Source organism: Phaeovulum sp. (genome assembly GCF_030684035.1).
In the GTDB taxonomy this organism is placed as follows: domain Bacteria; phylum Pseudomonadota; class Alphaproteobacteria; order Rhodobacterales; family Rhodobacteraceae; genus UBA6213.
The window spans coordinates 1-12,216 of the sequence record NZ_JAUXPI010000029.1; the positions used below are offsets into that span (position 1 = coordinate 1).

Sequence of the window (12,216 nt, forward strand, 5' to 3'; positions counted from 1 at the left end):
AGTTCAGGGTCCAGGTCTTGCAACCCAAACCTCTACCGAAGATTGGCGATGGCCGCCCAGCGGAACCCCGGCCGCGCGCTGCGCTACGCCGGAGGCTCCGCGCGCGGCCTCATCATACACCACCACCCGGGACGCTACCCCTCCGTCCAACTCGCATCCCTGCGGATATGGTTGCGGACATATGAGTCGGTGACCTAGACCATTAAGCTATTCGCAAGCCGCGCGTGCTTGACTGCGCCGGGCCGGAGGCTGGGCCGGAGCGGAGGCAGGCATGAACCTTTACCACTGCATGATCGAGCTCAAATCCGACGCCAAGGCACTCGCCTTCGCCTCGGCAGTCGAAACCTGGCTGGCGGCGCTTGCCGAGCGCGGTATGATCGGTAACTGGCGGCTCCTGCGACGCAAGCTTGGCCTCGCCTCGGGCGCGCATTGCGATTTTCTGCTGGAAATCGAGGTTGCGGACCTCGCCCAACTCGATGCGACCTTTCGCGCCCTCGGCCACATCGACGATCTGGCGCAGCGCCATTACGAGCAGCTTCACCACATGATCGCGCGCGCCGACGCAGGCCTTTTCCGCCCCTTCCCCGACCCCGAGCGGCGCGAGCGCATTGCGCTGGTCTGAGCGGGCCGCTACACCCGGGGTCATGAGCGAGGCGCTTCATATCGTCGGCGGCGGCATGGCCGGGTCCGAGGCTGCTTGGGCCGCGGCCAGCGCCGGTGTGCCGGTGATCCTGCACGAAATGCGCCCGCAGCTCGGCACCTTCGCGCATCGCACCGGGCTTTTCGCGGAAATGGTCTGTTCCAATTCCTTCCGCTCCGATGACCATGAACGCAATGCGGTGGGCCTGCTGCACTGGGAAATGCGCGCGGCGGGCGGATTGCTCATGGAAATGGCCAGCCGCCACCGCCTGCCGGCAGGCGGCGCGCTGGCGGTTGATCGCGATGCCTTCGCCCGCGACGTGACCGAGCGGCTGCTCGCGCATCCGCTGATTTCGGTGCAAAGCGGCGAAATCAGCGAACTGCCGCAAACCGGGCGCTGGATCATCGCCACCGGGCCGCTGACCTCGGGCGCGCTCGCCGCCGCGATCCGCGCCGAAACCGGGGCCGAGGCGCTCGCCTTCTTCGACGCCATTGCCCCTATCGTCTATGCCGACAGCATCGACATGGCGGTGGCCTGGCGGCAGTCGCGCTATGACAAGGGCGAAACCGAGGAAGAGCGCACCGCCTACATCAACTGCCCGATGGACCACGCCCAGTATGATGCTTTCATCGCGGCGCTGATGGCGGCGGAAAAGACCCTGTTTCACGAGGGCGAGACGGCGGGCTATTTCGATGGCTGCCTGCCGATCGAGGTGATGGCAGAGCGCGGCCCGCAAACCCTGCGCTTCGGGCCGATGAAGCCCGTCGGGCTGACCAATGCGCATGCGCCGGGGGCCAAGCCCTATGCCGTGGTGCAACTGCGCCGCGACAACGCGCTGGGGACGCTCTACAACATCGTGGGTTTTCAGACAAAGATGAAGCACGGCGCGCAAGTCGATGTTTTCCGGATGATTCCGGGGCTGGCGAATGCCTCTTTCGCGCGCCTTGGCGGGATCCATCGCAACACCTTCCTCAATTCCCCGACGCTGCTTGATGCGCAGATGCGGCTCCGCTCGCGGCCCAATATCCGCTTTGCCGGCCAGATCACCGGGGTTGAAGGTTATGTCGAAAGCGCCGCGATGGGGCTTTTGGCGGGCCGCATGGCGGCGGCGGAAATGCGCGGGGCAAGCCTTGCGCCGCCGCCTGCCGAAACCGCAACCGGGGCGCTGGTGCATCACATCACCGGCGGTGCCGAGGCGAAAACCTTCCAGCCGATGAATGTCAATTTCGGGCTGTTCCCGCCGATTGATGCCAAGGCCGGCCGGCGCGGCCGCAAGGACCGCTACAAGGCCTATACCGACCGCGCGAAACAGGCGTTTCAGGCGTGGCTCTCGTAACCCGCTTCGCGCCCTCGCCCACCGGGCCGCTGCACCTCGGCCACGCCTATGCCGCGCTCGTGGCACATGACATGGCGCGGGCAGCGGGCGGCCGGTTCTTGCTGCGCATCGAAGATATCGACCGCGCCCGCTGCCGCCCGGAATGGGAGGCGGCAATACTCGAGGATCTCGGCTGGCTCGGCCTTGCGTGGCAGTTGCCGGTCTGGCACCAGTCAACCCGGCTACCCGCCTACACTTCGGCGCTCAACAGGCTGATTTCGCTTGGTCTTTGCTACCCATGCCGGTGCAGCCGCAGCGATATTCGCCTGGCACTCAGCGCCCCGCAGCAAGCCGGTCCCGATGGCCCGACCTACCCCGGCACCTGCCGCGCCAGGCCCATGCTTGAGGCCAGCGCAACCGATGCGATCCGCCTTGATCTTACCCGCGCGCTGGCCTTTCTCGGCCCGAGGCCGCGCCGCTTCAGCGAAACCGGCCCCGCCCATGCCGGGCTTCATGCGAACTCTGAAGAATGGCTTCTAACTACTTGTGGTGACATCGTTCTTTCACGTCGCGACATGGGCACCTCCTACCATCTCGCGGTGGTTGTCGATGATGCGGCGCAGGGCGTGAGCCATGTCACCCGCGGCGAAGACCTGTTCGAGGCAACGCATATCCACCGCCTGCTTCAAGCCCTGCTTGAGCTGCCAACCCCCGTCTATCACCACCACCGGCTTATCCGCGATGATCGCGGCCAGCGGTTGGCCAAGCGCGATGACGCCCGCGCCCTTGCCCGGTACCGCGCCGAAGGGGCCAGCCCCGCCGATATCCGCCGCCTGATCGGCCTCTGAAATGCTTCAGCTCAAATATCCCCGCCGGAGGCGCTATGCCTCGGGCGCGAGAATCTCCACCTCGGCCCCGCCCCTCACCGCGGTGTAAAAGCAGGCGTGGCGGTTGGTGTGGCAGGCGGGCCCCGCCTGTTCGACCAGCAGCAACAGGCAATCGCGGTCACAATCGATGCGCATTTCCAGCAGCCGCTGCACATGCCCCGAGCTTTCGCCCTTGGCCCAGAATGCCTGCCGCGAGCGCGACCAGTAGGTGACCTGCCCGCTTGCAAGGGTGCGCGCCACCGCCTCGGCATTCATCCAGGCGAACATCAGCACATCGCCCGTCGCCGCCTCCTGCGCGATCGCGGGGATCAGCCCCTGGGCATCATATTTCAGCGTTCCGGCATCGAATTTCATGGCGCGTCTTCTCATTCTGGGCGTGGCACTTTATCTAGCCTCTATCGGTCCGCGGGGAAAGCAATGAGCGACGGCGACCTTTTCAAGCTCTATTCGCAGCGCATTCTGGGGCTGGCGGCGGCAATTCCGCATCTCGGCTCGCTGCCCGCACCGCGGGGCGAGGGGCGCAAACGCGCGCCGCTCTGCGGTTCGGTGGTCAGCGCCCAGGTGGTGGCACGCGACGGGCGAATTACCGAGTTTGCCCAAGACGTGCGCGCCTGCGCGCTCGGCCAGGCTTCGGCCGCGGTGCTCGGCAGCGCCGTTATCGGGTGCAATCTGGCAGAGCTTGAACGTGGCCGCGACGAACTGGCGGCAATGTTGCGCGCCGAAGGGCCAGTGCCGGGCGCGCCTTTCGCGGGCTATGACGCGCTGCTGCCTGCCCGCGCCTTTCCAAACCGGCACGAATCGATTCTGCTCGCCTTCGAGGCGGCAATTGCGGCCCTGCGCGCCGCCGCGGATTAACGCTTTTGCAAACTGCCGCGTGGCAGGGTGGCGCGCCAGCCAGAGGATGCGCCATGTTCCAACCCACCGCCTTTTCGCCCGCGCCGGCTGCAAGCCCGCAGCTTGACGGCATGGCCGCCGACGCGGTGACGCTGGGGCGCGAAATCGTCGAGATCGCGGGTTTTCTCGATGCGGCCGACAGCCTCGCAGGCGACCAGTTGCGGCGGCTTCGCAGCGCAAGAACCGCCGCAGATGCCGTGGCGCGCGGTAACGCCCGGGTGATCGCCACCATCGAAGGGCTTTCCGCCAGCGCCAAAACTACCCAGGATCTGGTCGAGGCGACCGTGGCGCGGCTACGCGAGGCGGCACCGCGCACCGCTGCGGTTGCGGGCTGGGTGCAATCGGTCGATGGCCGGATGGCGGGGGTCGAACGCATTCTGGCTGCGGTGCAGGCCTCCAACAGCGGCATCGGTTCCATTGCCGCGCAGGTCAACATTCTGGCAATCAACGCAAAAATCGAGGCGGCCCGGGCGGGCGACGCGGGCCGCGGCTTTGCCGTGGTGGCCGAGGCGATCAATGATCTCTCGCGCAAGACCTCGACCGCCGCCGCCACCATCGGCGACGCGATCAGCGGCCTCGCGCAGATCATCGAAACCCTGCGGCACGAGGCAGAGGGCACGGCGATCACCGCCGGTGCAGTGCTGGAGGGCACCCGGCAAACCGACAGCTCGCTTGGTGAAATGAGCCGATCAGTGCAGAACACCCGGGCCGCGGCCGAGGAAATCAGCACCCGCGCCGCCGAAGTGCGCGGTGCCGATCAGCTTTTCCGCCCGCATTTCGATGAGGTTCTGCAAGGCGTCGAGGCGCAGGCTGCCGATGTGCAGGACCTGCGCGCGCGCATGGGCGGGCTCAACGCGCTCAGCGAGGCGATGATTCGGGGCACGGTCGAACTTGGGGGTAGCACGGAAGATGCCCCTTTCATCGCCCATGTCCGCGCCACCGCCAATGCCATCGGTGCGGCCTTTGCCGAGGCGATCGCGCAGGGCGACATTTCGCAAGAGGCGCTTTTCGATCCGCGCTATGTGCCGATCCCGCACACCGACCCGCCGCAGCTCATGGCCGCCTTCACCCGCCTCGGCGACCGTCTGCTGCCAGAATTCCAGGAACCCGCGTTCGAGCTCGATCAACGCGTGGTCTATTGCGTCGCGGTGGACCGGAACGGCTATCTGCCAACCCACAACCACCGCTTTTCCCAGCCGCAGGGCGGTGATCCGGTCTGGAACGCCGCAAACTGCCGCAACCGGAGGCTTTTCAATGACCGGGTGGGAAGCCAGGCCGGAGCCTCGGATGCAGCTTTTCTGCTGCAAATCTACCGGCGCGACATGGGCGGCGGCGAATTCGCGATGATGAAAGACCTCTCGGCCCCGATCATCGTGGCCGGGCATCACTGGGGCGGGCTCAGGCTCGGCTATCGGTTCTGAAAAAAGGCCGCCGCCGGTGCTGGGCATGGGCGGCGGCAGGCTGGCGCATCGCGGGGGACAGACCGGGCACCCGAAGGCGCGGCAAAGCGATGGCGCGAAAAACCTTCAGAGCAGAGCGGGCAGGTGCAAACCGACCATGAGCATCACCACAAGCGCCGCAACCCCGACCGCATCCTGCCAGATTTCTCCGGCATCGCCGCCGAGCGCCGCTTTCACTTTCTGCGCCATGATCAAACCCTTCCGCAAACCGCGTTGTTCTTTTGTTCTCATTTTGCGGCGACGAAGTAAAGAACTTTATAAGAACATCGGCGAAATTCTAGCTACCCGACCGAGATCAGGCGAATCGCCCGGTCTTGCTCCATCAGCCACAGCAGCAGCCGCGCTGCGCGTCCGCGCGGCGACTCGAGCCCGGGGTCCGCGCTCAAGAGCGCCCGCGCATCGCTTTGTGCGACCGCCATCAGCCCCGCCTGCCGCTCCAGATCGGCAACCCGAAAGCGCGGCAGGCCAGATTGCGCGGTGCCAAGCACATCGCCCGCGCCGCGCATTGCAAGGTCTTCCTCGGCAATGCGAAAACCATCTTCAGTCTCGCGCAGAATTTGCAGCCGCCGCCCGCCCGGCCCGGTCAGCGGAGCTTGATAGAGCATCAGGCAGGTCGAATCCGCCGCCCCCCGCCCGACCCTGCCGCGCAGCTGATGCAGTTGCGCCAGACCAAAGGTTTCGGCCCGCTCGATCACCATGATCGACGCATTGGGCACGTTCACCCCCACCTCGATCACCGTTGTCGCCACCAGAAGCCGCGTGCGTCCGGCAACGAAATCGGCCATCGCCGCATCCTTTTCGGCGGCGGGCAACTGGCCATGCACCAGCCCCACCACGCCTTCGCCGAACACCACCCGCAGCGCGCGAAACCGCTCTTCCGCCGAGGCCAGATCGACGGTTTCGCTGTCTTCCACCAGCGGGCAGACCCAATAGGCCTGCCGCCCCTCGGCAAGCGCGCGGCGCAGGTGCGCCACCACCTCATCAAGCCGCGCGGTCGAAATCAGCGCGGTCTTCACCGGCTTGCGCCCCGGCGGCTTTTCATCGAGCAGCGAAATATCCATGTCGCCGTATTGCGCGAGGCTGAGCGAGCGTGGAATCGGTGTTGCGGTCATCACCAGCATGTCGGCAGCGCGGCCCTTGGCACCAAGCTCCATCCGCTGCGCGACACCGAAGCGGTGCTGTTCATCCACCACCGCCAGCCGCAGATCGGCAAATTCCACCTCGCGCTGAAAAACCGCGTGGGTGCCGACCAGCAGCGCGATGCGCCCGGCGGCAAGGTCGGCCAGTTTCGCCGCCCGCTCCGCCCCCTTGTCGCGCCCGGTCAACAGCTCCAACCGCACCCCGGCGGCGCGCGCCAGTGGCGCGAGGCTGTCAAAATGCTGGCGCGCAAGGATTTCGGTCGGGGCCATCATCACCCCCTGCCCGCCCGCCTCGACCGCCACCAAGAGCGCCATGAAGGCGACCAGCGTCTTGCCCGAGCCGACATCGCCCTGCAAGAGCCGGTTCATCCGCATCGGCCCCGCCATGTCGGCGGCAATCTCGGCCATGGCGCGCGCCTGCGCGGCGGTGGGGGCAAAGGGCAGCGCCGCAAGCGTGCGCGCGCGCAGCGCGCCGTCGCCCTTGCTGATCCGCCCCTTGGCGCGGCGCAATTGCGAACGGGCAAGTGCCAGCGTCAGCTGATGCGCAAAAAGCTCGTCATAGGCAAGCCGCGCGCGGGCAGGCGCGGTGGGCGCAAGGTCGGCCATGTTTTGCGGCGCGTGGGCGCGCGCCGCCGCCTCAGCCCAACCCGGCCAGCCTTCGCGCGCCACCAGCGCCGCATCTGCCCATTCCGCAACCACCGGCAGCCGGGTCAGCGCGCCCTGCACGGCGCGCGCCACGCCGCGCTGCGTCAACCCCGCGGCAAGCGCATAGACCGGCTCGAAATCGGGCAGACCGCGCGCCTCCTCGGGCCGCAGAATATGGTCGGGATGGGCCATCTGCGCCACCCCGTCAAAAATTTCCACCCGCCCCGAGATCACCCGGCGTTGCCCGCTAGGCAATTGTTTTTCCAGCCAATCGCCCTTGGCATGGAAAAACACCAGTTGAAACTCGGTCGCCACGTCGCGCACCATGACCCGCGCCGGCCCGCCCTTGCGCCGCGCCGCCACATGGCCGCCGATTTCAACCTCGACGGTGACCGTCGCGGGCAGCACCACCTCGCGGATCGAGCGGCGCAAGCGGCGGTCGATGCCGGAATGCGGCAGCGTGAAAATCAGGTCGCGCGGCTTTTCCACGCCGATCTGTGCAAAGGCCCGCGCGGTTTTCTCGCCAACGCCGGGCAGCGTTTCGAGCCCGGCAAAAAGCGGGAAAAGCTCGGGCGGGCGGGTGCTCACGCCTGGCCCGCCAACGCGAGCCAGGCGGCTTCGTCGATCACCTCAACGCCGAATTCCTCGGCCTTTTTTGCCTTTGACCCCGCCCCCGGCCCGGCGACCAGAATATCGGTGCGCGCCGAAACCGATCCCGCGACCTTTGCCCCCAGCGCCTCGGCCCGTGCCTTCGCCTCAGCCCGCGTCATCCGTTCCAGCGTTCCGGTAAAGACGATGGTCTTGCCCGAAATCGCGCTTTCCGTAGCCGGTCTTTCGGCATCCTGCACGCCGCCGCCTTTGTTCAATTCGTCGATCAGTGCGGCAATCGCCGCGATCTCGCCCGGATTGTGGAACGCCGTGATAACCGAACTCGCCAGCGTCTCGCCCACCCCGTCGATTGCCAACAGATCGGCCCATTCGCTGCCTCCGCCGATCTCGGCACCCCTCATCGCCGCCGAGAAATTCTGCCAGCTGAGGTAATGGCTTGCCAAAAGCCCCGCCGCGGCTTCGCCGACATGGCGGATGCCGAGCGCGAAGATCAGCCGCGCCAAGGCAATGCGCCGCCGCGCCTCGATGGCGGCAAACAGGTTCGCGGTCGATTTCTCGCCCCAGCCTTCGCGCTTCGCCAATTCCGCCCCGTGTTTTTCGCGCAGCGTGAAAATATCGGCAGGCTCGCGCAGCCAGCCCTCGCGAAAGAATGCCTCGATCTGCCTGGCCCCCAGCCCTTCGATGTCGAAAGCCGCACGGCTGACGAAATGCCTGAGCTTTTCCACCGCCTGTGCCGGGCAGGCAAGGCCACCGGAACAGCGCCGCACCGCATCGCCCGGCTCGCGCATGGCTTGCGACCCGCATTCCGGGCATATGGCTGGAAAAACATAGGGTTGCGAGTCGCCGTTGCGGCGCGAGACATCCACATCCGCAATTTTCGGGATCACGTCCCCGGCGCGGTACACCTGCACCCAGTCGCCCTCGCGGATGTCGCGCCCGCCGCGGATCGGGCTGCCCTTGGCATCGCGGCCGGCAATGTAATCCTCGTTGTGCAGGGTCGCGTTGGAAACCACCACCCCGCCCACGGTGACCGGCGCAAGCCGCGCCACCGGAGAAAGCGCGCCGGTGCGCCCCACCTGGATCTCGATTCGTTCAAGCCGCGTCCAGGCCAGTTCGGCAGGAAACTTGTGCGCGATCGCCCAGCGTGGCGTGGTCGAGCGAAAGCCGAGGCGGCGTTGCAGCGCGAGGTCATCGACCTTGTAGACGACGCCGTCAATGTCATAGCCCAGCGTCGCCCGCTCTGCCTCAAGCGCGCGGTAGGCCGCCAGCAGCGCCTCGGGCCCGTCGCAGCGGCTGGTGCGCGGGTTGGTGGGAAAGCCAAGCGCCTTCAGCCGGGCAATCGCCTCGGTCTGGGTCGCGCCAAGCGAAGCCGAATGCGCGCCCCAGGCATAGGCGAAAAACCGCAAGGGGCGGGCGGCGGTAATGCGCGCGTCAAGCTGGCGCAGGCTGCCCGCGGCGGCGTTGCGCGGGTTGGCAAAGGTCTTTTCGCCCACCAGCGCCTGCCGCGCGTTCAGCGCCGCAAAATCGGCGTGGCTCATGTAAACCTCGCCGCGCACCTCCAGCAGATCGGGCGCGCCGCGCAGCTGTTGTGGAATATCGGCAATCTGCGCCACGTTCTCGGTGACATTCTCGCCCACCGCCCCGTCGCCGCGCGTCGCCGCCTGCCGCAGCCGCCCGCCCACATAACGCAGGCTGAGCGAGAGCCCGTCAATCTTCGGCTCCGCCGTAAGCCAGAGCGGCGCGCCCGCCTCAAGCCCCAGAAACTTGCGGATGCGGGCAAGGAAATCGACCACCTCTTCGTCGGAAAAGGCGTTTTCAAGGCTGAGCATCGGTTGCGCATGGGTGACCTTGGCAAAACCTTCCGCCGGGGCAGCCCCGACCACGCGGGTCGGGCTTTCCGCCAGCGCAAGGTCGGGGAACCGCGCCTCGATCGCCAGCAGGCGGCGCTTCAGCGCATCATAGTCGGCATCCGATATTTCGGGCGTGTCGAGCCCGTGATAGGCGTGGTTGGCGGCCGCCACCGCCGCAGCGAGCCGGGCGAGATCATCCGCCGCCGCCTCGCGGCTCAGATTTGCAACCGAAACCTCCGCATCCTTCTGCCCGGCCATGACCACCCCCTGCACCCCTCCCCCGATTTCTAGGGCCGGGGCGCGGCTGGGTCCAGTGCTCAGGCACCCACGGCCAGGCGGCGCTCAACAGAAACCGGCACCGGGTCGCGCAGCACATAGCCGCGACCCCAGACGGTTTCGATGTAATTGTCGCCCGCCGTCACCTCGGCCAGCTTCTTGCGCAGCTTGCAGATGAACACGTCGATGATCTTCAGCTCCGGCTCATCCATGCCGCCGTAAAGGTGGTTGAGGAACATTTCCTTGGTCAGCGTGGTGCCCTTGCGCAGGCTCAACAGCTCCAGCATCTGGTATTCCTTGCCGGTCAGATGCACCGGCTTGCCCTCGACATCGACGGTTTTCGCATCAAGGTTGACCGCGACCTTGCCGGTCCGGATCACCGATTGCGCATGGCCCTTGGAACGGCGGATGATGGCGTGGATGCGTGCCACCAATTCCTCGCGGTGGAACGGTTTGGTCATGTAGTCATCGGCCCCGAAGCCAAAACCCTTGAGCTTGTTTTCGGTGTCATCCGCGCCGGTGAGAATGAGAATCGGCGTCTCGACCCGCGCCAGCCGCAACTGCCGCAGCACCTCATGCCCGTTCATGTCGGGCAGATTGAGGTCCAGGAGGATCAGGTCGTAGTCATAAAGCTTGGCAAGATCGATTCCCTCCTCGCCAAGATCGGTGCAATACACGTTCAGGTTCGCATGCGTCAGCATCAACTCGATGCTCCGCGAGGTCGTTGGATCGTCCTCTACCAGCAGAATCCGCATCCTCAGTTCTCCGCATTAATCCCTCGATCAAGGTGAACCTTGGAGGCAAATGGTTAACGCAGAGTTACTATCGCCACAATTGTGCCTTATTCAACCTTAAGTTGTCTATACCTCTGTAAAGCCGTCACTTTCAGCGCCACTTCGCCGTGGTTCTTCACCGCATCAGACCAAAGCGCGAACTCTTCCTCGCTCAGCCCATAGGTTTCAAGCACTTCGGCGCGGGGAATCAGCCCTGCGGCCACCGCCTTCACCAGCACCGCCTTGCGGCTGGCAACCCAGCGGCGGGTGTTGCGCGGAGGCAGATCGGCGCGGCTCAGCACCGACCCGTCGGCAAGGGTCACGGCGCGTGGTCCGGCGACTTTTTTCAGATACATGGGCTCACCCCTTCAGCAGTCACCCGGCCGAGATAGCCCGACCGCCCTTAAGGAGCGGTGAAACGCGGGGTTGTGGTTGCATTGCATTTTCCTATATTCCTGCGCACCCGACCCCGGAGACGCCGATGACCACCCTCAATTCGCTTGGCCTGCCCAAGGCCCCGGCCGCCACAAGGGTGGTGGTTGCCATGTCGGGCGGCGTCGATTCGTCAGTGGTGGCGGCGCTGCTGAAAGATCAGGGCTATGATGTGGTCGGCATAACCCTGCAGCTTTACGACCACGGCGCGGCACTGGCCAAGAAAGGTGCCTGCTGCGCCGGACAGGATATTCACGATGCCCGCCGCGTCGCCGAGGCCATGGGCTTTGCGCATTATGTGCTCGACTATGAAAATGCCTTCCGCGAAGCGGTGATCGACGAATTTGCCGATGCCTATCTTGCGGGTGCCACCCCGGTGCCCTGCATCCGCTGCAACGAGCGGGTGAAGTTCAAGGATCTCATGGCCACCGCGCGCGAGCTGGAAGCCGATTGCATGGCAACCGGCCATTACATCCAGCGCAAGCTCGGGCCGCTCGGGCCGGAACTGCACAGCGCCGCCGATGCCAACCGCGACCAGAGTTATTTCCTGTTCTCGACCACGCCGGAACAACTCGCCTTCCTGCGGTTCCCGCTTGGCCACCTCGCCTCGAAGGCCGAAACCAGGGCTCTGGCCGCACGCTACGGGCTCAGTGTCGCCGACAAGCCCGACAGTCAGGACATCTGCTTTGTGCCAAACGGCAATTACGCCGCGGTGATCGAAAAGCTGCGCCCCGGTGCCGCCGACCCCGGCGAGATCGTCGATCTGCAAGGAAACCTGCGCGGCACCCATCAGGGCGTGATTCATTATACCGTCGGCCAGCGCCGCGGCCTCGGGCTCGGCGGCCTCGGCGATCCGCTTTATGTGGTCAAGCTCGACCCCGCGACGCGCCGGGTGATCGTCGGCCCGAAAGAAGCGCTGGCCACACGCACCATCACCTTGAAGGAAATCAACTGGCTGGGCGATGCGCCGCTCACCTCGCGCGCCGAATGGCCGCTCTCGGTGCGCGTCCGCTCCACCCGCCCGCCGCGCCCGGCACTGCTGCGCCCGGTTTCGGCAACCACGGCCGAGATCACGCTGCTTGCCCCGGAAGAAGGCGTCAGCCCCGGTCAGGCCTGCGTCTTTTACGCCCCCGAAGGCAGTCGCGTGCTCGGCGGTGGCTGGATCACCTGCGCCGCCTGATCGGTTCTCCTTCGTTCAAATACCCCGGGGGTCCGGGGGCTGGCCCCCGGCTCTGGCAAAGCTTGCCAAAACCTTAACGCCGCCCATATATCTCCTGCAAGATCAATGTCTTGTAA

General features: G+C 66.0%; 12 protein-coding genes. 6 read left to right on the forward strand and 6 right to left on the reverse strand.

The genetic code is table 11. From position 1 onward, the window contains the following. Positions 1-271 precede the first annotated feature (271 nt). From Q8J98_RS06825 to gluQRS, 3 genes are read left to right on the forward strand one after another with little or no spacing between them, the layout of a single operon-like run. Entirely contained in the window at positions 272-622 is a 351-nt protein-coding gene (locus Q8J98_RS06825) for a DUF6614 family protein (protein WP_305293700.1), read from the forward strand. 22 nt (positions 623-644) lie between these two features. Then, complete coding sequence (gene trmFO / locus Q8J98_RS06830) at positions 645-1,976, forward strand: methylenetetrahydrofolate--tRNA-(uracil(54)-C(5))-methyltransferase (FADH(2)-oxidizing) TrmFO (RefSeq protein WP_305293701.1); 1,332 nt, start codon at positions 645-647, stop codon at positions 1,974-1,976. Beyond that, positions 1,964-2,803, forward strand: coding sequence for a tRNA glutamyl-Q(34) synthetase GluQRS (gene gluQRS / locus Q8J98_RS06835; RefSeq protein ID WP_305293702.1), 840 nt, complete (start codon positions 1,964-1,966; stop codon positions 2,801-2,803). The genes trmFO and gluQRS overlap by 13 nt, the downstream gene beginning before the upstream one ends. Before the next feature lie 33 nt (positions 2,804-2,836). Here the strand turns inward: gluQRS and hisI are convergent, their stop codons facing one another. After that, positions 2,837-3,196, reverse strand: a complete 360-nt coding sequence (gene hisI / locus Q8J98_RS06840) for a phosphoribosyl-AMP cyclohydrolase (RefSeq protein ID WP_305293703.1) — start codon at positions 3,194-3,196, stop codon at positions 2,837-2,839. Between the two features lie 63 nt (positions 3,197-3,259). Between hisI and Q8J98_RS06845 the strand changes: the two genes are divergently transcribed. Next, positions 3,260-3,697, forward strand: coding sequence for an iron-sulfur cluster assembly scaffold protein (locus tag Q8J98_RS06845; RefSeq protein WP_305293704.1), 438 nt, complete (start codon positions 3,260-3,262; stop codon positions 3,695-3,697). A gap of 53 nt (positions 3,698-3,750) precedes the next feature. After that, complete coding sequence (locus Q8J98_RS06850) at positions 3,751-5,157, forward strand: methyl-accepting chemotaxis protein (protein WP_305293705.1); 1,407 nt, start codon at positions 3,751-3,753, stop codon at positions 5,155-5,157. Positions 5,158-5,262: 105 nt separating this feature from the next. Here Q8J98_RS06850 and Q8J98_RS06855 read toward each other — a convergent pair whose 3' ends face one another. The 5 genes from Q8J98_RS06855 to Q8J98_RS06875 form a co-directional block, all read right to left on the reverse strand. Continuing rightward, on the reverse strand, positions 5,263-5,385 hold the full coding sequence (locus Q8J98_RS06855) for a hypothetical protein (protein ID WP_305185779.1): 123 nt from the start codon (positions 5,383-5,385) through the stop codon (positions 5,263-5,265). A gap of 92 nt (positions 5,386-5,477) precedes the next feature. Continuing rightward, positions 5,478-7,568, reverse strand: coding sequence for an ATP-dependent DNA helicase RecG (gene recG, locus Q8J98_RS06860; RefSeq protein ID WP_305293706.1), 2,091 nt, complete (start codon positions 7,566-7,568; stop codon positions 5,478-5,480). Further along, complete coding sequence (gene ligA / locus Q8J98_RS06865) at positions 7,565-9,697, reverse strand: NAD-dependent DNA ligase LigA (RefSeq protein ID WP_305293707.1); 2,133 nt, start codon at positions 9,695-9,697, stop codon at positions 7,565-7,567. Before ligA ends, recG begins: the two co-directional genes overlap by 4 nt. 59 nt (positions 9,698-9,756) lie before the next feature. Beyond that, positions 9,757-10,470, reverse strand: a complete 714-nt coding sequence (ctrA, locus tag Q8J98_RS06870; RefSeq protein WP_305293708.1) for a response regulator transcription factor CtrA — start codon at positions 10,468-10,470, stop codon at positions 9,757-9,759. A gap of 86 nt (positions 10,471-10,556) precedes the next feature. Next, positions 10,557-10,844, reverse strand: coding sequence for a DUF1153 domain-containing protein (locus tag Q8J98_RS06875; protein ID WP_305185783.1), 288 nt, complete (start codon positions 10,842-10,844; stop codon positions 10,557-10,559). 125 nt (positions 10,845-10,969) lie between these two features. Between Q8J98_RS06875 and mnmA the strand changes: the two genes are divergently transcribed. Then, positions 10,970-12,100 carry a tRNA 2-thiouridine(34) synthase MnmA gene (mnmA, locus tag Q8J98_RS06880; protein ID WP_305293709.1) on the forward strand — a complete coding sequence of 377 codons (1,131 nt, stop codon included), beginning with the start codon at positions 10,970-10,972 and terminating at the stop codon, positions 12,098-12,100. Positions 12,101-12,216 lie beyond the last annotated feature (116 nt).

Coding starts and splice junctions, on each gene's coding strand:
- Q8J98_RS06825 (WP_305293700.1), top strand. CDS start 272: ATGAACCTTTACCACTGCATGATCGAGCTCAAATCCGACGCCAAGGCA.
- trmFO (WP_305293701.1), top strand. CDS start 645: ATGAGCGAGGCGCTTCATATCGTCGGCGGCGGCATGGCCGGGTCCGAG.
- hisI (WP_305293703.1), bottom strand. CDS start 3,196: ATGAAATTCGATGCCGGAACGCTGAAATATGATGCCCAGGGGCTGATC.
- Q8J98_RS06845 (WP_305293704.1), top strand. CDS start 3,260: ATGAGCGACGGCGACCTTTTCAAGCTCTATTCGCAGCGCATTCTGGGG.
- Q8J98_RS06850 (WP_305293705.1), top strand. CDS start 3,751: ATGTTCCAACCCACCGCCTTTTCGCCCGCGCCGGCTGCAAGCCCGCAG.
- Q8J98_RS06855 (WP_305185779.1), bottom strand. CDS start 5,385: ATGGCGCAGAAAGTGAAAGCGGCGCTCGGCGGCGATGCCGGAGAAATC.
- ligA (WP_305293707.1), bottom strand. CDS start 9,697: ATGGCCGGGCAGAAGGATGCGGAGGTTTCGGTTGCAAATCTGAGCCGC.
- ctrA (WP_305293708.1), bottom strand. CDS start 10,470: ATGCGGATTCTGCTGGTAGAGGACGATCCAACGACCTCGCGGAGCATC.
- Q8J98_RS06875 (WP_305185783.1), bottom strand. CDS start 10,844: ATGTATCTGAAAAAAGTCGCCGGACCACGCGCCGTGACCCTTGCCGAC.
- mnmA (WP_305293709.1), top strand. CDS start 10,970: ATGACCACCCTCAATTCGCTTGGCCTGCCCAAGGCCCCGGCCGCCACA.